Below are 20,421 nucleotides of genomic sequence, written 5' to 3'. Positions count from 1 at the left end.
GGGCGGCGCTCGATCTCGACACCCACGAAGATCCATCGCCCTGCACTTAGATGCCATCACTCGACTCATCCGAATCCCACAATGGGATCCTCATGCCCCCAGGAAAGCGTACTGCCAATTCTAGATTCGCCCCCAGTACCTCAAGGTGTCTGCGCAGCTTCGATATGGGCATGTCTTCAAGCTGTCCCTCGCCTACCAAATCTTCCTCAATGCCCAGTTGCCTTCGAAGCGCAACGAGAACGGCATCATCCATTTGATTCGCATCAGCCCCCATGCCTGACTCCCTCACGTGAAAAATTTCTCTCCGAATCCTGAGCTTGCGACAAACATCGCGATAGCAGGTAATTCAACGTCTTGAAGTAAGAATTGCGCTTATTTTTCGTGTGAAAAATCCATAGCCCCAGTGATTAACGCTGGCCAAATGCCGCCTCAGATGGGAACCTTTACCGCCACGGAGACGTCCATCCCCCTGCAACCCGCTTCGGTTGGGGGGCTAGTGTCATCAGCTTTTTCGGGCCCGACGGGGTTCGGCTCATGGCCTGAGCGCAGCCTGCGGCTGCTTCACGCTGCTACTCGCGAACACACCCACCGCCGCCAACCAAGGGCGGCAATAAAAGAAGTGTGCTCGCCGACAACACAAGGAGTCCGCCTGTGGCTACACGCTACGGAAAAGGGCTGTTGGGATGGGCCGCCGTGCTCGTCATCCTGGCCCTGCTGATCCACTGGATCGGTATCGACACGATCGCGCGTTATCGCGACGATCTTGGGTTCTACCTGCAAGCGCACCTGGTCCTGGTGCTGGCTTCGATGGCGGCGGCGCTGGCCGTGGGCATCCCCGCCGGCATTGCGCTCAGTCGACCGCACCGGGTCGACAAAGCCGAGCGCTTCATGCAGTTCTTCAACGTTGGCAACACCATCCCCCCCCTGGCCGTTCTGGCCATCGCCCTGAGTATCCTGGGCATCGGTGCCGGGCCTGCGATCTTCGCGCTGTTCCTCGCCTCTCTCCTGCCTATCGTGCGCAACACCTACGAGGGCCTGAAAAACGTGCCCGCCTCGCTCAAGGAAGCCGCCACCGGCATCGGCATGACCCCACGCCAACAACTCTGGCAGGTGGAACTGCCCAACGCCGTGCCGATCATCGTCGGTGGCGTGCGTGTGGCCCTGGCGCTGAACGTCGGCACCGCACCGCTGGCGTTCCTGATCGGCGCCAACAGCCTGGGCAGCCTGATCTTTCCCGGCATCGCCCTGAACAACCAGCCACAACTGCTGCTCGGTGCCGCCTGCACCGCCTTGCTGGCGCTGGTGCTGGACGCTGCGGTGAGTTTCTCCAGCAAGCGCTGGCTGGAACGTGGCCTGGCTGGATAACACGAGGGAACCCATGACCAAGAGAATCGCCTTGCTGCTGGGCGCGGCCCTGTTGTTTGCAGGATTTGCCCAGGCAGCGGAAAAACCACTGATCCGCATCGGCGCGCGGGTGTTCACCGAACAGACCGTACTTGCCGAAATTACCGCGCAGTACCTGCGCGCCAATGGCTTCGACGTACGTGTCACCTCCGGCCTGGGCAGCAGCATCGCACGCCAGGCCCAGGAAACCGGCCAGCTCGACCTGATGTGGGAATACACCGGCGTGTCGCTGGTCTCGTACAACCACATCGACGAGCGCATGCCCAGTGCCGAAGCCACCTACGCCAAGGTCAAGGAACTGGACGCGAAGAAGGACCTGATCTGGCTGACCCCATCGAAGTTCAGCAACACCTACGCCCTGGGCTTGCCCAAGCAGGTGGCCGAGGCTTATCCACAGGTCAACACGATCAGCGATCTCAACCAGGTGCTGCGTGACGAAAGCCAGCGCAAGCACCTGGTGGCGCTGGACACCGAGTTCGCCAACCGTCCGGACGGGCTGGTCGGCCTCAAGGCGATGTACGACTTGCAAGTGGGCCGCGCCAACATCCGCCAGATGGATGCCGGGCTGGTCTACACCGCCATGCACAACAACCAGGTGTTCGCGGGCCTCGTGTACACCACCGACGGCCGCCTGAGCGCGTTCAACCTCAAGCTGCTGGAAGACGACAAGCACTACTTCCCCGACTACACCGCCGCCCCGGTGGTGCGCAAACAGGTGCTCGACGCCAACCCGAAACTGGCCGGCCTGCTCAAGCCGCTGGCCGAGCGACTGGATGACGAAACCATGCGCCAGCTCAATGCCAAGGTCGACGTCGAGCATCAGAGCCCGACCACGGTGGCCGCCGCCTTCCTGCGTGAGCACCCACTGCAAAGCGAGGTACAGCCATGAGCCTGCTCGACACATTCGCCCACCTCGATTGGGCCCAGGTGCTGCAGCTGACCTGGCAACACATCATGCTGGTTGGCATCGCCGTGGGCCTGGCGATCATCGTCGGCGTGCCGCTGGGTATCCTGATGACGCGCTTCCCGGCCGTCGCCGGCCCGCTGCAGGCCAGTGCCACAGTGCTGCTGACCATCCCGTCGATCGCCCTGTTCGGCCTGCTGCTGCCGTTCTACTCGAAGTTCGGCCAAGGCCTCGGGCCGCTGCCGGCGATCACCGCGGTGTTCCTCTATTCGCTGCTACCGATCCTGCGCAACACCTACCTGGCGCTGACCAACGTCGAGCCCGGCATCCGTGAAGCAGCGCGGGGCATCGGCATGACCTTCGGCCAGCGCCTGCGCATGGTCGAGCTGCCGATCGCGGTGCCGGTGATTCTCGCCGGCGTGCGCACCGCCGTGGTGATGAACATCGGCGTCATGACCATCGCCGCCACCATCGGCGCTGGCGGCCTGGGCGTGCTCATCCTCACCTCCATCAGCCGCAGCGACATGTCGATGCTGCTGGTCGGTGCCGTTTTGGTCAGCCTGCTGGCGATCATCGCCGACCTGCTCCTGCAAACCCTGCAACGTGCCCTGACTCCAGAAGGACTGCGCTCATGATCGAACTCCAGAACCTCAGCAAGACCTTCAACGTCAACGGCAAGGACGTCAAAGCCGTCGACTCTGTAAGCCTCACCGTCAACGAAGGTGAAATCTGCGTATTTCTCGGCCCATCGGGCTGCGGCAAGAGCACCACGCTGAAGATGATCAACCGCCTGATCGCACCGACCTCGGGCCGGGTGCTGATCAACGGCGAAGACACCAGCGCGCTGGACGAAGTCACCCTGCGCCGGCACATCGGCTACGTGATCCAGCAGATTGGCCTGTTTCCCAACATGACCATCGAAGAGAACATCACCGTGGTCCCGCGTCTGCTCGGCTGGGACAAGCAGAAGTGCCACGAGCGCGCCCGCGAGCTGATGCACATGATCAAGCTCGAACCCAAGCAGTACCTGCAGCGCTACCCCCGCGAGCTGTCCGGTGGCCAGCAGCAGCGCATCGGCGTGATCCGGGCGCTGGCCGCAGAAGCGCCGGTGCTGCTGATGGACGAGCCGTTCGGCGCGGTCGACCCGATCAACCGCGAGATGATCCAGAACGAGTTCTTCGAGATGCAGCGGGCGCTGAACAAGACCGTGATCATGGTCAGCCATGACATCGACGAGGCGATCAAGCTGGGTGACAAGATCGCCATCTTCCGCGCTGGCAAGCTGCTGCAGCTGGACCATCCGGATACCTTGCTGGCGCACCCGGTGGATGACTTCGTGAGCAACTTCGTCGGCCAGGACAGCACGCTCAAGCGCCTGTTGCTGGTACGTGCCGAGGATGCAGCGGACAACGCGCCTTCGGTAAGCCCGCAGACGCCGGTGAGCGATGCGCTGGAGCTGCTCGATGAACACGACCGCCGCTACGTGGTGGTGACCGACGGGCAGAACAAGGCGCTGGGGTATGTGCGCCGGCGTGACATGCACCGCCAGCAAGGCACCTGTGGCGACTTCCTGCGGCCGTTCAATGCCACGGCGTCGCATGACGAGCACCTGCGCATCCTGTTGTCGCGGATGTACGAATTTAACCGGGCGTGGTTGCCGGTGCTGGATGCCGAGCAGGTGTTCCTGGGTGAGGTGACGCAGGAGTCGATTGCGGCTTACCTGAGCTCGGGGCGCTCGCGTGGGGCGAAGACCAGCATTGTTTCGCCGGCCGAGGCGGTGGCTTCGTAATCGCTGGGGGCGCTTGGCGCCCCTTTCGCGACACAAGGCCGCTCCTACAGGAAATCGCGTTCCTCTGTAGGAGCGGCCTTGTGTCGCGAAAGGGCCGCATAGCGGCCCCGGCGATCTTGGCTCAGAACCCTACACTGGCCTGCACATAGAAGGTCCGCGGCTCACCCACATAGATGCCGGCATTGTTGTCGCTCGAACGCGTGAAGTACTGCTTGTCGAACAGGTTCTTCACCCCCGCCGCCAGCTTCAGGTTGGACATCTGCGGCCCGAACGCGTATCCACCACGGGCATGCCAGGTCACATACCCCGGAATATCACCATACTGCCCATCGGCACTCGGCTCGGTGATGTAGTCGCCGTTGAAGCTGCCATCGGCATTGATCCCGGTCCCCGGCGCACGCTGCTTGGACTGGGCGTAGGCATCCAGATTCCAAGTCCAGCGGTTGATCGCATAGCGCACCCCGGCAGTGGCCACCTGACGTGAATAGAACGGCAGGTCACGGCCCTTGAAACCGGGAATATCCCCTTCATAGGTCGCGCGGGTATAGGTGTAGCCACCGCTCACCGACAGGCCGTCCAGACGCGGGTCCAACCCGGCCAGGTCATAGCGCACCGACGCCTCGATACCCTGGTGCTTGGTCGCGCCGAGGTTGGTCCATCCCACGTCGTTGCTGATGTACTGCAGTTCGTCGTCGAAGTCGATGTAGAACGCAGTCAGCTCACCGGCGAAGCCGCCGTTGTCATAACGGGTCCCCAACTCGTAGGTCTTGGCTTTTTCCGGCTCCAGGCCGTTGGCCGTGCTGTTGCCGGTGCCGCCCTGGCCCAGCTGGAAGTACTGCAGGCTGCCGAACGAGGTCTCGTAGTTGGCGAACACTTTCCACGCATCGGAGATGTGGTACATCACGCTCAGCGCCGGCAATGGCTCGTTGCTGGTGATGCTGCGGTTCCTTTCCGCTACCGGCTGGCCGTTGGCACCGAGCACCGGGCGGTCGCGCCAGTCGGTATTGATGTGTTCGAAGCGGATGCCAGGGGTAATGGTCCAGTTGCCGACATCGATCTTGTCATCGATATAGTAGGCACTGGCTTCGGTGCCACCGCTGCGGTCCTGGAACACGTGACCGTCGGAGGTCGGCGTGGGCGTCGGCACATTATCGATCAGCGCCAGGCGGGTCGACTGCTCGCGCATGGCTTCTTTCAGGTAGCGATAGCCGACACTGACTTCCTGGGTGGTAGGGCCGGCGAAGAAGATCCGCGACACCCGTGGCTCGATGGCGAAGGTGTGGTAGTTGCGCGGGTAAGACGACAGGGTCTTCATGTCACGAGCGGCGATGGCGCTGCCACGGAAGCTGTCGGTGTAGTAGGTCAGCACTTCGAACTGGGTGGCATCGTCGAGCTGGCGCTGCCACTTGAACGACACGTCCTTGCGCCGGCCGGCGAAGTAATCGTAGTCGCGCAGCGACTGATACGGGTTGCTGTCGTACTGGGCCTGGGTCAGACCACCGGGCATGTCGGCACGGCCATCGTAGTAGTGGAAGTTGAGCCAGAACTCGTCGACGTCGGTCGGTGCCCAGTGGGTCTTGAGGATGACGTCGTCGATGTCGTTGCCGTTGTTGCTTTCCCGATAGCCGTTGCCGTTCACACCGGTATAGAGCAAAGCCACACCCATGCCATTGTCGGCGGTGCCGCCAACGAACGCCGACTCGGTGTGCTTCCAACCGCCATGCTGAGAGGTTTCCAACGTGGTGGACAGTTCAGCCGAGGCCTTGTCGGGAATCGCCCGGGTCACGAAGTTGATCACCCCGCCGACGTTCTGCGGGCCATAACGAACAGAACCCGCACCGCGTACCACGTCGATGCTGTCGAGGTTGCCCGAGGAGATCGGTGCCATCGACAGCTGCGGCTGGCCATAGGGCGCAAAGGCTGCCGGAATGCCGTCGATCAGTACGGTCGAGCGCGGCGACAGGCGCGAGGTCAGGCCACGCACACCCACGTTCAGCGACAGGTCACTGCCACCGGTGCCGTTGCTGTCCTGCACCTGCACCCCCGGGATGCCGCGCAGCACGTCACGCACGTTCATCGCGCCCTTCTCTTCCATCGCCTCGCGGCGAACCACGGTACGTGCGCCAGGGTGGTTCTGCACCACGGCCTGGTCGGCATCACCCAGCCAGTCACCGACCACCTTCACATCGGTAGGCGCCAGCTCCAGGCTGCCGGTGGTGAGCGTGCCGGCAGCCTGGGCCGGTTTCACCACTACCGTGTCTTCGGACTTCTCGTAGGTCAGGCCGCTACCCTGCAGCAGTTGCTGCAGGGCCTGCTCGGGCGCCAGGTTGCCGGACACCGCCGGGGCCTGCTTGCCGGCTACCAGTTCGGGGCTGAAGAACAGCTGCAGGTCAGTCTGCTGGCCCAACTGGCTCAGCGCCGAGGCCAACGGCTGCGCCTGGATCTGGATTGTGCGCTCGGCCTGTTCGGCCTGAACGTTCACGGTCACGGCGCTGACCGCCAAGGCCAGCGCCAGAGCGCTCAGGCGTGGAAACGCTTTGTTGTTGTTCACGTCGTCGAAACATCCTGAAGAAGGAATAAACGCCAACCGCGTGCGAATGTAAATGCTTGGCAGTTGCAGCTGGCGGGGAAGACGAACGAGCGGAAAAAAACCTGAATCTATTTCGCGATTATTTCGCGAGAGCCGTCTTCATGGGCCTTGATCGCCACCGGCAGGATGCTCGGCAAGGCGCGCAGCAGCGCGTCCGTGTCATCGGTGCTGAAGGTGCTGGAGAGGCGCAACTGGGCGACCTTGCCAGGTGCCACGCGCAGCGGTTGGGCACGGTAGCGCGATACTTCGGCCACGACCTCGGCGAGGGTAGCGTTGTCGAACACCAGCTTACCCTGGCGCCAGGCGGTCAGTGCGCTGGCGTTGACTGCATAAGGAGCGGCGACCTTGCCGTGCGTGTCGATGTGGGAACCTTGGCCAGCACTCAGTTGCGCCAGCGAGGCATCGCTGCCCTGCACACGCACCGAGCCCTGCTCGACCGCCACCCGGGTAGCGGCCGGGTCCAGGCGCACATCGAAGCGGGTGCCGGTCACGGTCACGCTGCCCTGGGCGGTGTCGACCACGAACGGGCGGCTGCTGTCGTGGGCGACGATGAACATCGCCTCGCCTGCGTTCAACTGGATGTGCCGACGGCCTGGGCTGAAATCGACGCGCAGCTGGGTGGCGCCGTTGAGTTCGAGGTGCGAACCATCGGGCAACTCGACCTGGCGGCGCTCGCCAAAGGCCGTCTGCAACTGATCCTGGTGATTGAGCTGCTGGTAGTGCCAGCCCGTCCAGCCCAGCCCCAACGCTACCACCGCCACACTCGCCGCCAGCGCCAGGCGCAACAAGCGCCGCTCTGGCAGCTGGCGTACCGGGTCCGGCTCGCACAGCGCTTCGAGGCGCTGGCGCGGGATCAGCTGCGCCGCGCTCCAGACCGTGGCCAGGGCATCGTACTCGGCACGGTGGCTGGGGTCGGCAGCCAGCCAGGCACGTAGCTGCCTTTGCAGCGCGGCGTCGCGCGGCGCGTCCTGCATGCGGACGAACCACGCGGCCGCCTGCTCACGGACGGTCTCGGAACCGTGCTGATTCATGGGAAAGGTCTCCTGACTCATCGTGCTGACACATCCAGGTGCTCACGCAGATGTCGGAGCGTGCGAATCATATACTTTTCGACCATGTTCTTGGTCAAACCCATGCGCTCGGCAATCTCGGCCTGGCTCAGGCCTTCAAGCTTCTGCCAGATGAACACCCGGCGGCAGTTCAGCGGCAACTCGGCCAACGCCCGCTCGACGCTGTCGGCCAGTTCCAGGGCATGGACGTAGGCTTCCGGATCGTCGCTGGTAGCCACGCCTTCATCGAAGGCCTCCAGCGCCAGGCTCTGGCGCCGGTCTTCGCGACGGAAACCATCCACGGCGATGTTGCGGGCGGTCTGGTGCAGGTAGGCACGGGGCTGCCCGACCTGTTCGCGCGGGTTTTCCAGTACCCGGACAAAGGCATCGTGGGTGAGGTCCTCGGCCTGCTGACGACTGCGCAATTTGCGCGTCCAGGTGCCGATCAGCTCATGGTAGTGGTCGAGGAAGCCTTTGTGTCCGGACACGGTCGGGGTCGTCAGGGAGGCGGATAAGGGTGCGAATAGTAATGTTTCTCATCCATAACGGCAAATCTGCCCGACGGTAACAAAAAATTTATCGTGTTTTTCATGTACGGCAGTGCCAGGAAAATGTGGCCATAAATATGAACACCTGAGGCCTTTTCGCGGGCACGCCCGCTCCCACAGGAATCGCTTGATGCCTGTAAAAAGGGGCTTGCCTGCACAGGGGTCAAAACGCTCCATTCCACAATTTTTTACGCTTGAAACACCCAGGGGAACATCAGGTGGTCATGCGAGTCGGTTATTCAATGGGTAGGGCGCCGTTCCACGACGATCGCCCCCGGATTGCCTGTTGATTCTGCATTCTTCACGCCCTAAAGTGCGCGCCGAACGTCCATGCTGGAAACGATCCATCCGGCTCAAGTACTGAGTAGGCGAACCAAAGTGGGGATACGGAGGACGTTCAGTTTGCAGCCACTTAATCATTCAGTTTGCCCATGGAGTCCCTGAGCATGTCGATCCAGGTCGAAGACTATTTCGCGCGTGACACCTTCCAGAAAATGAAGGCGTTCGCCGACAAGCAGGAAACCCCGTTCGTACTCATCGACACCCAGATGATCAGCCAGGCCTATGACGACCTGCGTGCTGGTTTCGAATTCGCCAAGGTGTACTACGCGGTCAAGGCCAACCCGGCCGTCGAGATCATCGACCTGCTCAAGGAGAAAGGTTCGAGCTTCGACATCGCCTCGATCTACGAGCTGGACAAGGTCATGGGCCGTGGTGTCAGCGCCGACCGCATCAGCTACGGCAACACCATCAAAAAATCCAAGGACATCCGCTACTTCTACGAGAAGGGCGTGCGCCTGTACGCCACCGACTCGGAAGCCGACCTGCGCAACATCGCCAAGGCCGCACCGGGCTCGAAAGTGTACGTGCGTATCCTCACCGAGGGCTCGACCACGGCCGACTGGCCACTGTCGCGCAAATTCGGCTGCCAGACCGACATGGCCATGGACCTGCTGATCCTTGCCCGTGACCTGGGCCTGGTGCCTTACGGCATCTCCTTCCACGTCGGTTCGCAACAGCGCGACATCAGCGTGTGGGACGCGGCCATTGCCAAGGTCAAGGTCATCTTCGAGCGCCTGAAAGAAGAAGACGGCATCGAGCTGAAGCTGATCAACATGGGTGGCGGCTTCCCGGCCAACTACATCACCCGTACCAACAGCCTCGAGACCTACGCCGAAGAGATCATCCGCTTCCTGAAGGAAGACTTCGGTGACGACCTGCCAGAGATCATCCTCGAGCCAGGCCGTTCGCTGATCGCCAACGCCGGTATCCTGGTCAGCGAAGTGGTGCTGGTCGCTCGCAAGTCGCGCACCGCCGTCGAGCGCTGGATCTATACCGACGTGGGCAAGTTCTCCGGCCTGATCGAAACCATGGACGAAGCCATCAAGTTCCCGATCTGGACCGAAAAGAAAGGCGAAGCCGAAGAAGTGGTCATCGCTGGTCCGACCTGCGACAGCGCCGACATCATGTACGAGAACTACAAGTACGGCCTGCCGCTGAACCTGGCCATTGGTGACCGTCTGTACTGGCTGTCGACGGGTGCCTACACCACCAGCTACAGCGCAGTGGAATTCAACGGCTTCCCGCCGCTGAAGGCTTACTACCTGTAATGCAGAACGGGGCCGAAAGGCCCCGTTTTCATTTTGTGCTGTCCTGTGCCCGCGAAGAGGCCGGTACAGGCGAAATCAGGCCTGGCGCCGCTGCAGCTCTTCGGCATAGCTCCCGGCAAAGGCCATCAACATGGGTCCCGCCCCCTGCAAGGTCACCAGGGCACTGCGCAGGAAGTTCTCATTCCCCTCGACTCGCGCCCGCTCCAGCCAGGTCGCGGCCTCGGCCAGCTCACCTCGCTCGATCAGCACCATCGCCAGGCTGAACATCCCGCGAAAATCCCCCGCCTCGGCCGAACGCCGATACCAGCGCACCGCCCGCACCGGGCTCGGCGCCGTGGCGATACCATGCTCCAGGTAACGCCCATACAGGTTCATCGACTTGGCATGGCCCATCTGCGCCGCCTTTTCGTAACAGGTCAGCGCCTGGGCCTGGTTGGCCGGCAGGCCACGCCCGGTGGCCAGCAGGTTGCCCAGGTTGTACAGCCCCCAATCCAGCCCGGCATCGGCCGCCCGTGCATAGTGAATGGCCGACTGTGCCAGGTCCACCTCGCCACCCCAGCCATGCTCCAGGCAACGACCGAGCATGTTGTGCGCCATGGCGCTGCCGCCCTGCGCGGCAATGCCGAACCAGCGCCGGGCAACACCGGCATCCTGCTCGATGCCACGCCCGTCGAGCAGAATCTGCCCGAGCAGCAACTGCGCCTCGACCATGCCCTCCCCCGCTGCCGCCAGGATTGCCTGGGCCGCCTTGCCGGGGCTGTGTTCGAGCATGGCCTGCAGGCCGGCAGCATCCACCACTTCTTCACGACGCAGCTGATAGGACACGGCTCAGACCTCGGCCCAGCGGCGCAGCAGGTTGTGGTAGGTGCCGGTCAGTTGCAGCAAGGACGGGTGGTCCGGCACATCGGCGGTCAGTTGCTGGATGGCATTGTCCATCTCGAACAGCAACGCCCGCTGGCTGTCCTCGCGCACCAGGCTCTGGGTCCAGAAGAACGCCGCGTAGCGCACGCCACGGGTTACCGGGTTGACCTTGTGCAAGCTGGTGCCCGGGTACAGCACAAGGTCGCCGGCCGCCAGCTTCACCTGCTGCACGCCATAGGTGTCCTGGATCACCAGTTCACCGCCGTCGTAGCTGTCCGGTTCGCTGAGGAACAAGGTCGAGGACAGATCGGTGCGCACCCGTTCCGGGCTGCCCTTGGGCTGGCGCAGGGCGTTGTCGATGTGGAACCCGAAGTTGCCGCCTTCGCGGTAGCAGTTGATCAGCGGCGGAAACACCTTGTGCGGCAAGGCCGCCGACATGAAACGCGGGGTCTGCCACAAGCGGTCGATCAGGGCGCTGCCGATTTCCTTGGCCAGCGGGTGCCCTTCCGGCAGTTGCAGGTTGTGCTTGGCTTTAGCCGACTGGTAACCGGCCGTGACCTTGCCATCGGCCCAGTCGGTTTGCGCCAGTGCCTCGCGGATACGGGCCAGTTCATCGGCGTCGAACAACCCTGGGATATGAAGCAGCATGCGGCAGCACCGTCAAGATCTGTAAAGGCTCAATGATATTGATTCCCTTTTACGCAGCACAAGGCCTGACTGTGCCTTAGACGATTCAGTGTCCATAAATCGTAAAGAGAATATGTAAAGATTGTAAATTTATAGCGAATGGTAACGAGTCTCAATTGTGCCTTACAATCCCTTACATTAACATCCGCGGCCTTCACACCTTGGGGAAGGCCTACAACAATGCGTCACGTACCATCTGCAGTGAGTTCACCACGCCTGATCGTCACAGCCATCGGTGTCGCCTTCAGCGCTTGCGGCGCCTATGCCGCCGATCCGGCCGCCAGCACCGCCATCACCCTCGACGCCACCAGCGTCGATGGCAAGGCTGAGCCAGCCAGCACCGATTACAAGGTGGAAAAGGCCTCCTCGCAGAAGTACACCGCCCCGCTGGTAGACACCCCGCGCTCGGTCACCGTGATCCCGCAGCAAGTGATCAAGGACACCAACGCCCTGACCTTGCAGGACGCCCTGCGCACCGTGCCCGGCATCACCTTCGGTGCCGGCGAAGGCGGCAACCCGCAAGGCGACCGGCCGTTCATCCGCGGCTTCGACGCCCAGGGTGACACCTACCTGGACGGCGTGCGTGACACCGGCGCCCAGACCCGCGAAATCTTTGCCATCGAATCGGTCGAAGTGGCCAAGGGCCCGAACTCGGCCGTTGGCGGCCGCGGCGCTGCCGGCGGCACCATCAACCTGGTGAGCAAGCGCGCACACTTGGGCAACTCGCTCGACGGCGCCTGGACCTGGGGCAGCGACCAGACCCAGCGCTACACCTTCGATGGCAACTACCAGTTCAGCGATACCGTTGCCGGCCGCCTGAACCTGATGACCCACGAAAGCAACGTCGCCGGCCGTGACAAGGTCAATTACGACCGCTGGGGTATCGCCCCGTCGCTGGCCTTCGGCCTGGGCACCGCGACCCGCGTCAACCTCGATTACTACCACCTGGAAAGCGACGACCTGCCGGACTCGGGTATTCCGTACAGCATCCCGACCGCTGGCAGCGCCGCGCGTACCTCGGCTCACCCGAGCAAGCCGAACGACGGTGGCGACAGCGACAATTTCTACGGCCTGACCGACCGCGACTTCCGCAAGACCCGTGTCGACATCGCCACCTTCTCCATCGAGCACGACCTGACCGATGCGCTGACCATCAAGAACACCTTCCGTCACGGCAACAGCATGCAGGACTACATCCTGACCCAGCCCGACGACAGCAAGGGCAACGTCAACAACGGCAGCGTCTGGCGTCGCGCCAATACCCGTGTTGGCAACACCTCCACGACCACCAACCAGACCGACCTGTTCGGTGAGTTCTACCTGGGTGGCCTGAAGAACAGCTTCTCCACCGGTATCGAGCTGAGCCGTGAAGAAAGCGAGCGTGAAACCTACAACGTCGACACTGACACCGTCCCAGGTGGCGCCGCAAACACCAATTGCACCCCGGGCATGATCGGTGCTACCAGCGGCTACAACTGTACTTCGCTGAGCAATCCGAACCCGGATGATCCGTGGAACGGTGCAATCTCGCGCAACTACGCCGGTACCAACACCAAGAGCAACACCCGGGCCATCTACGTGTTCGATACCCTCGAACTGTCGCCACAGTGGCTGCTGAACATGGGCCTGCGCTACGACCACTTCGACACCCAGTACCGTGGCTACAACGCCGACGGCAGTACTGCGGTAAGTTCCAAGGGCATCGTCTCCAAGGGCAAGGACACCAGTGAGTTCGTCACCGGCCAGCTGGGCCTGGTGTGGAAGCCGGCCGACAACGGCAGCATCTACGTGTCCTACGCTACCTCGGCCACCCCGCCAGGCGCCTACCTCGGCGAAGGCATGGAAGGCAACCCGCTGGGCAACACCACCGACCGCAGCGGCAACCTGCTCTCCAGCGACATGGAGCCGGAAGAAACCACCAACTACGAAATCGGTACCAAGTGGGACCTGTTCAACGAGCGCCTGTCCCTGGCTGCGGCACTGTTCCGTACCGAGAAAGAAAACGCGCGCGTGCAGGTGAACACCACCACCTACGAAAACGTCGGCGAAACCCGCGTGCAGGGTATCGAGCTGTCCGCCAGCGGCAAGATCACCGACAAGTGGCAAGTGTTCGCCGGCTACACCTACATGGAAGCGCGCCAGATCGACGGCGGCCCGCTGGGCGCGGCCAACGACGGCAACCAGCTGCCGAACACGCCGAACAACAGCGCCAGCCTGTGGACAACTTATTCCATCACGCCGAAGCTGACCGTCGGTGGCGGTGCGTTCTATGTGGATGACGTGTACGGCAGCGTGGCCAACACCACCATGGTCGACAGCTATGTCCGCTACGACGCCATGGCCGCTTACAAGTTGACCAAGAACGTCGACCTGCAGCTGAACGTGCAGAACCTGACGGACAAGGTGTACTACGACAAGGCCTTCTCCACCCACTTCGCCAACCAGGCGGCCGGGCGGACTGCACTGTTGACCACCAGCGTCCACTTCTGACGAAACACCGCCGAGCCCCGTTCATACCTGTGAGCGGGGCTTTTGCGTATCAAGGCATAATGCCCGCGCTGCGGTCCGCGGCATCAAGCAACACAAGGTGATGGATGTGGTGAAGAAAACGCTGTTCCAACTGCACTGGTTGTTTGGCATCACCGCCGGGCTGGTGCTGGCATTGATGGGCATCACCGGTGCGCTGTACTCGTTCCAGGAGGAGCTGTTGCGCACCTTCAACGCCGATGTGCTCAAGGTCGAGGTACGCGCCGAAGGCGTGCTGCCAATGGGCGAACTGGTGCGCCGCGTCGAGGCCGAGCAAGGCGACAAGGTGTCGATGCTGTCGGTCGACGTGCGCGAAGGCAACGCCGCGCGGGTGTTCTTCACCCCGCCACCGGGCGAGCGCCGCGGCGCGCTGCGCTATGCCGACCCGTATACCGGCGAACTCAAGGGTGATGCGGCCGGGCAAGGCTTCTTCAACCTGATGCTGACCCTGCACCGCTTCCTCGCCATGGGCGACACTGGCCGGCAGATTACCGGGGCCTGTACCCTGATGCTGGTGTTCTTCTGCCTGTCCGGCCTGTACCTGCGCTGGCCGCGCAAGGCGCTGAACTGGCGCACCTGGCTGGCCCTCGATTGGGCCAAGAAAGGCCGTGCCTTCAATTGGGACCTGCACGCCGTGGCCGGTACCTGGTGCCTGCTGTTCTACCTGCTGTTCGCGTTGACCGGGCTGTTCTGGTCCTACGAATGGTACCGCTCTGGCCTGAACAAACTGCTGGCTGACCAACCCGCTGCCGGGCAGCAACAAAAGCGTGGCGAAGGCCGTGGCCGCCATGGGCAGCCCAAGGTCGACAAGAACGCGCCGCCACTGGTGGTCGACTACGACGCCATCTGGGCCAACCTGAAGGACGCCGCCGGCCCAGGCCTGGCCATGTACAACCTGCGCCTGCCGCCGGCAGGTGGCCAGCCGGCCAACCTGTTCTACCTGCTCGAAGGCGCCGCCCACCCGCGCGCGTTCAACACCCTGGTGCTCGACCCGGCCACTGGCCAGGTGAAAAGCCACGACCGCTACAGCGACAAGTCATTCAAGGCCCAGCTGCTGCAGAGCGTCTACGCCTTGCACGTTGGTGAATACTTCGGCCTGCCGGGTCGCATCATCGTCACCCTGGCCAGCCTGACCATGCCGCTGTTCTTTGTGACCGGCTGGCTGCTGTACCTCGACCGCCGCCGCAAGAAGCGCCAGGTGCGCGCCGCCCGCAGCATCGTCGATGGCAACCAGGCCAGCGGCGACAGCTGGCTGATCGGCTTCGCCAGCCAGAGCGGCTTCGCCGAGCAACTGGCCTGGCAAAGTGCCGGGCAGTTGCAGGCAGCAGGTTTGCCGGTTCAGGTTCGAGCCCTTGGCGACCTGCGCGAAGAAGACCTGCGTCAGTCCCGCCGTGCGCTGTTCGTGGTCAGTACCTTCGGTGATGGCGAGGCGCCCGACAGTGCCCGTGGTTTCGAACGCAAGATCCTCGGCCAGCCGTGGGCACTGAACAATCTCAGCTATGCCCTGCTCGCCCTTGGCGACCGCCAGTATCCGCACTTCTGTGGCTTCGCCCGGCGCCTGCAGGCGTGGCTTGGCGAGCGCGGTGCCAGCAGCGCATTCAGCCCGGTCGAAGTGGACAACGCCGACCAGGCCGCACTGCAACAGTGGCAGCAGGAACTGGCGCAACTGACCGGTGCTCAACCGGTAAGCGCCTGGCAACCGCCAAGCTTCGGCAACTGGACCCTGGTGCGGCGCGATCTGCTCAACCCGGGCAGCCAAGGCCAGCCGGTCTACCTGCTGGGCTTGCAACCTGAAGAGCCCGCCCGCTGGGAAGCCGGTGACCTGGTGGAGATCCTGCCGCTCAATGGCCAGCCACGGATCGACGCGTTCCTTCACGGCATGGCATTGGACGCCATGGCCAGCGTACAGGTCGAGGGCCTGCAGCAGACCTTGAGCCAGGCATTGGCTGGCCGTCAGCTACCGAGCCGTCGCGATCACCTGCTTGGCCTGCATCCGCAGGCACTGGTCGATGCGCTGGTGCCGATCGGTAGCCGCGAGTACTCGATCGCCTCGATCGCCAGCGATGGCGTGCTGGAACTGATCGTGCGCCAGGAGCGCCATGCCGACGGCAACCTCGGCCTGGGCTCCGGCTGGCTGACCGAGTACCTGCCACAGGGCGGCAGCTTGAGCCTGCGCCTGCGCCGCAACAGTGGCTTCCATCTACCCGAGATGCCAGCACCGATGATCCTGATCGGCAACGGCACCGGCCTGGCCGGCCTGCGCAGCCTGATGCGCGCGCGGATCAATGCTGGCGAGCAACGCAACTGGCTGCTGTTCGGCGAGCGCAACCGGGCACACGACCTGCTGTGTGGCGCAGAGCTGCAGGGCTGGGTCGAGAGTGGCGACCTGGCGCGGCTGGACCTGGCGTTTTCGCGGGATCAGGCCGAGAAAGTGTATGTGCAGGATGTGTTGCTGCAGCACGCCGAGGAATTCAAGCGCTGGGTGGCTGACGGGGCCTGCTTGTATGTCTGCGGTAGCCTGCAAGGCATGGCTGCCGGGGTTGATGCGGCGCTCAACGGCTTGCTGGGAGAAGAAGCAGTACAGCAGTTGATCGAGGATGGGCGCTATCGGCGGGATGTGTACTAAACAGCAGCACTGATCTGTGTGGGAGCGGCCTTGTGTCGCGAAAGGGCCGCAAAGCGGCCCCATCAATATCTGCAGTTATGCTGAAATCCTGGGGCTGCTTCGCAGCCCTTTCGCGACACAAGGCCGCTCCCACAACGGGCCAGTCTGGCTTTAGTGCAACTCGAAGGTATCGGCATCCAGGTTGGCCGGGAACTTGGTGCGGTACGCGCCCAGCTCTGCAGCACTCAACACCGCAGTGAATACCCCGTCCGCCTCCCCTGCGCTGAGCAGGCTCTCACCCTGGAAGTCCAGCACCTGGCTGTCCCCGGAGTAGGCAAAGCCCTTGCCGTCGGTCCCCACCCGGTTCACCGCCGCCACGTAGCACAGGTTCTCGATGCCCCGCGCCGGCAGCAGGCGGTTCCAGTGCTGGCGCCGCGCTGCCGGCCAGTTGGCGGTATACAGCAGCAGGTCAGTGTCCTGGGCATCACAGCTCCACACCGGGAAGCGCAGGTCGTAGCAGATCAGCGGGCGCACCCGCCAGCCCTTGACCTCGAACTGCACTTGGCGCTCACCTGGTGTGTAGTGCTTGTGCTCGCCCGCCATGCGGAACAGGTGACGCTTGTCGTAATGCAGGATTTCGCCATCCGGCCGCGCCCACAGCAAGCGGTTGCGGTGGCTGCCGTCGGCGGCCTGGATGATCACGCTGCCGGTGATCACCGCGTCGATGCGTTTGGCCTGTGCCTTGAGCCACTTGTAGGTCGGGCCGTTCTCAGGCTCGCACAGGGTTTCCGACTGCATGGAAAAACCCGTGGTAAACATCTCGGGCAAGACCACCAGATCGCTGCCGCGGGCCTGCTCCAGCAGCACCTCGAAATGCGCGTAGTTGGCCTCACGGTCATGCCAGGCCAGCGTGGTCTGGACCAGGGCGACTTTCAGGTTGGGCAGTGCACTCAGATCGCGCATAGTTTTTCCGCTGCCTGACGCAGCGTCTCCTCACGTTTGGCAAAGCACAGGCGCACCAGGCGTTGCTCGGGGATGGGTTGCTGGTAGAACACCGACACCGGAATGGTCGCCACGCCGTGCTCACGGGTGAGCCACAGGGCCATGTCGACATCGTTCAGGTCCGGGCGGATCTGCGAATAGTCCACCAGCTGGAAATAGGTGCCCGCCGTGCGGGTAAAGCTGAAACGCGAGCCTTCGAGCAGGTCGCAGAACAGGTCGCGTTTGGCCTGGTAGAAGGCCGGCAATTCGTCGATATGCTCCGGGTGCTCGGCCATGAAGTCGGCCAGTGCGCATTGCAGCGGTGTCACGCCGCAGAAATTGACGTATTGATGCACCTTGCGCAGTTCGGCGCTCAAGGCCGGCGGCGCAATCACGTAGCCGGTCTTCCAGCCGGTGACGTGGTAGGTCTTGCCAAACGAGCTGACCACGAACGCCCGTGAATACAGCTGCTCGTGGGCCAGTACGCTGGCATGGCGCACACCGTCGTAGACCAGGTGCTCATAGACTTCGTCGCTGACCAGATAGATGTCGCGATCGGCGATCAGACCGGCCAGTTGGTCAAGGTCTTCGCGACTGATCAGCGCGCCACTGGGGTTGTGCGGCGAATTGAGAATGACCATGCGCGTGCGTGGGCTCAAGGCATCGCTGAACTTCTGCCAGTCGATGCGGAAGTCACCGTCGCTCAGTTGCACATGCACGCAGCGCCCGCCCGCCAGTTCCACCGACGGCTCGTAGCTGTCGTAGCAAGGGTCGAAGACGATCACCTCGTCACCAGCGTGGATCAACGCCTGGATGGCGCAGAAAATCGCCTCGGTGGCGCCCGGGGTGATGGTCACCTCCTGATCGGCATCCACCCGCGCGCCGTACAGCCGCGCAACCTTGGCCGCCACCTGCTGGCGCAGGGCCGGCAGGCCGGTCATCGGCGAATACTGGTTATGCCCGGCGGCGACATGGCGGCCGACTGCATCGAGCAACGCCTGCGGGCCATTGAAGTCGGGGAAGCCTTGGGACAGGTTCAGCGCGCCGGTCTGCATGGCGAGCTGGGACATGGTGGTGAAGATGGTCGTGCCGACATTCGGCAGTTTGCTGCGGATCATGGAGCCCTCTTTCCTGGGGTGTATCCGGCACGGGGTGGAGTCCGAGCATAGCGGATCGAGCGGTCAGGAAAAAGGTTCAAACAACCCAGGGATTGCGCTGGATCAACGGGCCTCTTCGCGGGCTCGCCCGCTCCCACAGGTACTGCACACCGCTTGAGGTTTGTGCTGTACCTGTGGGAGCGGGCGAGCCCGCGAAGAAGCAGACGCGGAATCAGCGCTTGTCGCGGCGCTTCTTCTCGGCCTTCTTGTGGTGTGACATCAAGCGGCGCTTCTTGTTGACCTGGCGATCGGTGAGGGTGTTCTTCTTGCCCTCGTACGGGTTCTCACCGCCCTTGTACTCGATGCGGATCGGCGTACCGACCAGCTTCAGCACCCGACGGTAGGTGTTCTCCAGGTAACGCGAGTACGACTTCGGAATCTTGTCGGTCTGGTTGCCATGGATCACGATAAGCGGCGGGTTGGCACCACCGAGGTGGGCATAGCGCAGCTTGATGCGGCGACCGTTGACCAGCGGTGGCTGGTGCTCGCTCACGGCATCTTCGAGGATCTGCGTCAGGCGGCTGGTCGGCCAGCGGGTGACCGCCGACTTGAACGCGGCCTGTACCGACTTGTACAAGTGGCCGACGCCCGTGCCGTGCAGGGCCGAGATGAAGTGGATGTCGGCGAAGTCGACGAAGAACAGCCGGCGCTCCAGCTCAGTCTTCACGTAGTCGCGTTCACCCGACTCCATGCCATCCCACTTGTTGAGGGCGATGACAATGGCGCGGCCGGCTTCCAGGGCGAAGCCCAGCAGGTTGAGATCATGGTCGACCACACCTTCGCGGGCGTCCATGACAAAGATCACCACGTTGGCGTCCTTGATCGCCTGCAGGGTCTTCACCACCGAGAACTTTTCGACTTCCTCGTGGATCTTGCCGCGCTTGCGCACGCCAGCGGTGTCGATGAAGGTGTACTTCTCGTCATCACGCTCGAACGGGATGTAGATACTGTCGCGGGTCGTGCCCGGCTGGTCGTACACCACCACACGCTCTTCGCCGAGCATGCGGTTGACCAGGGTCGACTTGCCCACGTTCGGGCGGCCGATGATGGCGATCTTGATGCCATCTTTCTCGCTTGGGCCCGGGATGCGTACCGCTTCCTCGCCTTCGGCCACTTCAGCGTCCAGCGCTTCCTCGACCTGGTCACGCGGGATGTGGCCGAGCACAGCCTCCATCAGCGCGTTGATGCCACGGCCCTGGGAGCCGGCTACCGGAATGGCATTGCCCATGCCCAACGGCGAGAACTCGGCGCGGGCGACGTCGGCGTCGATGTTGTCGATCTTGTTGGCGACCAGGATGGCCGACTTGTTGCGCTTGCGCAGGTGCTCGGCAATCATCTGGTCGGCGGCGGTCATGCCGGCGCGAGCGTCGACCAGGAACAGCACGTAGTCGGCTTCCTCGATGGCCATCAGCGACTGCTCGGCCATCTTCTCGTCCATGCCCACTTCGTCCCCGGTGATACCGCCGGTGTCGATGAGGATGAAGGAACGACCCTGCCAGGTGGCATCACCGTACTGGCGATCACGGGTCAGGCCCGACAAGTCACCGACGATGGCATCGCGGGTCTTGGTCAGGCGGTTGAACATGGTGGATTTGCCGACGTTCGGGCGGCCCACCAGGGCGATTACGGGAACCATGCGGCTCTCCACTCTTGAATTCTTGAAAATGCAAAGGCCGCTGCAAGGCAGCGGCCGGAGTTCGGGCGGCGTGT

Annotated in this window: 15 protein-coding genes; 7 read left to right on the top strand and 8 right to left on the bottom strand. The window is 63.1% G+C overall.

Annotation, left to right across the window (positions count from 1 at the left end; genetic code table 11):
• Window positions 1–651 precede the first annotated feature (651 nt).
• From APH33_RS24320 to APH33_RS24305, 4 genes are read left to right on the top strand one after another with little or no spacing between them, the layout of a single operon-like run.
• A complete protein-coding gene (locus APH33_RS24320; RefSeq protein ID WP_054887588.1) occupies window positions 652–1,365 on the top strand; it encodes an ABC transporter permease in 714 nt (237 codons plus the stop codon).
• A 13-nt stretch (window positions 1,366–1,378) separates the two neighbouring features.
• Entirely contained in the window at window positions 1,379–2,293 is a 915-nt protein-coding gene (locus APH33_RS24315) for a glycine betaine ABC transporter substrate-binding protein (protein ID WP_054887587.1), read from the top strand.
• The gene (locus APH33_RS24310; protein WP_054887586.1) at window positions 2,290–2,943 is read left to right on the top strand and encodes an ABC transporter permease; all 654 of its coding nucleotides are present in this window, start codon (window positions 2,290–2,292) and stop codon (window positions 2,941–2,943) included. Before APH33_RS24315 ends, APH33_RS24310 begins: the two co-directional genes overlap by 4 nt.
• The gene (locus APH33_RS24305; protein WP_054887585.1) at window positions 2,940–4,097 is read left to right on the top strand and encodes a betaine/proline/choline family ABC transporter ATP-binding protein; all 1,158 of its coding nucleotides are present in this window, start codon (window positions 2,940–2,942) and stop codon (window positions 4,095–4,097) included. The genes APH33_RS24310 and APH33_RS24305 overlap by 4 nt, the downstream gene beginning before the upstream one ends.
• Before the next feature lie 121 nt (window positions 4,098–4,218).
• On the opposite strand, the gene APH33_RS24300 is transcribed toward APH33_RS24305, so the two are convergent.
• The 3 genes from APH33_RS24300 to APH33_RS24290 form a co-directional block, all read right to left on the bottom strand.
• Window positions 4,219–6,648 carry a TonB-dependent siderophore receptor gene (locus tag APH33_RS24300; protein ID WP_054887584.1) on the bottom strand — a complete coding sequence of 810 codons (2,430 nt, stop codon included), beginning with the start codon at window positions 6,646–6,648 and terminating at the stop codon, window positions 4,219–4,221.
• 107 nt (window positions 6,649–6,755) lie between these two features.
• On the bottom strand, window positions 6,756–7,718 hold the full coding sequence (locus tag APH33_RS24295) for a FecR family protein (protein ID WP_054887583.1): 963 nt from the start codon (window positions 7,716–7,718) through the stop codon (window positions 6,756–6,758).
• Window positions 7,719–7,735: 17 nt separating this feature from the next.
• Window positions 7,736–8,224 (bottom strand): RNA polymerase sigma factor, encoded by a 489-nt coding sequence (locus APH33_RS24290; protein WP_054887582.1) that lies wholly within the window; start codon window positions 8,222–8,224, stop codon window positions 7,736–7,738.
• A gap of 506 nt (window positions 8,225–8,730) precedes the next feature.
• On the opposite strand from APH33_RS24290, the gene APH33_RS24285 reads away from it, so the two are divergent.
• Window positions 8,731–9,894 (top strand): type III PLP-dependent enzyme, encoded by a 1,164-nt coding sequence (locus APH33_RS24285; protein WP_054887581.1) that lies wholly within the window; start codon window positions 8,731–8,733, stop codon window positions 9,892–9,894.
• 75 nt (window positions 9,895–9,969) lie between these two features.
• Here APH33_RS24285 and APH33_RS24280 read toward each other — a convergent pair whose 3' ends face one another.
• Together APH33_RS24280 and APH33_RS24275 are read right to left on the bottom strand one after the other, a co-directional pair.
• Complete coding sequence (locus tag APH33_RS24280; RefSeq protein ID WP_054887580.1) at window positions 9,970–10,719, bottom strand: tetratricopeptide repeat protein; 750 nt, start codon at window positions 10,717–10,719, stop codon at window positions 9,970–9,972.
• A 3-nt stretch (window positions 10,720–10,722) separates the two neighbouring features.
• Window positions 10,723–11,403 carry a Fe2+-dependent dioxygenase gene (locus APH33_RS24275; protein WP_054887579.1) on the bottom strand — a complete coding sequence of 227 codons (681 nt, stop codon included), beginning with the start codon at window positions 11,401–11,403 and terminating at the stop codon, window positions 10,723–10,725.
• Between the two features lie 219 nt (window positions 11,404–11,622).
• Here APH33_RS24275 and APH33_RS24270 point away from each other — a divergent pair, with 219 nt between their 5' ends.
• Window positions 11,623–13,932, top strand: coding sequence for a TonB-dependent siderophore receptor (locus APH33_RS24270; RefSeq protein WP_054887578.1), 2,310 nt, complete (start codon window positions 11,623–11,625; stop codon window positions 13,930–13,932).
• A gap of 106 nt (window positions 13,933–14,038) precedes the next feature.
• The gene (locus tag APH33_RS24265) at window positions 14,039–16,594 is read left to right on the top strand and encodes a sulfite reductase flavoprotein subunit alpha (protein WP_054887594.1); all 2,556 of its coding nucleotides are present in this window, start codon (window positions 14,039–14,041) and stop codon (window positions 16,592–16,594) included.
• A gap of 150 nt (window positions 16,595–16,744) precedes the next feature.
• On the opposite strand, the gene APH33_RS24260 is transcribed toward APH33_RS24265, so the two are convergent.
• The 3 genes from APH33_RS24260 to der all read right to left on the bottom strand — a co-directional run bounded on the left by APH33_RS24260 (window position 16,745) and on the right by der (window position 20,347).
• On the bottom strand, window positions 16,745–17,536 hold the full coding sequence (locus APH33_RS24260) for an amidohydrolase (protein ID WP_054887577.1): 792 nt from the start codon (window positions 17,534–17,536) through the stop codon (window positions 16,745–16,747).
• Window positions 17,524–18,672: a pyridoxal phosphate-dependent aminotransferase gene (locus tag APH33_RS24255; protein ID WP_054887576.1), complete on the bottom strand. Its 1,149-nt coding sequence runs from the start codon at window positions 18,670–18,672 to the stop codon at window positions 17,524–17,526. The genes APH33_RS24260 and APH33_RS24255 overlap by 13 nt, the downstream gene beginning before the upstream one ends.
• 211 nt (window positions 18,673–18,883) lie before the next feature.
• Window positions 18,884–20,347: a ribosome biogenesis GTPase Der gene (der, locus tag APH33_RS24250; RefSeq protein WP_054887575.1), complete on the bottom strand. Its 1,464-nt coding sequence runs from the start codon at window positions 20,345–20,347 to the stop codon at window positions 18,884–18,886.
• Window positions 20,348–20,421 lie beyond the last annotated feature (74 nt).

This window comes from Pseudomonas sp. NBRC 111130 (assembly GCF_001320485.1).
Classification (GTDB): domain Bacteria; phylum Pseudomonadota; class Gammaproteobacteria; order Pseudomonadales; family Pseudomonadaceae; genus Aquipseudomonas; species Aquipseudomonas vlassakiae.
The sequence above is the reverse complement of the archived record's forward strand: the minus strand, read 5'-3'. Positions and strand labels throughout refer to the sequence as shown.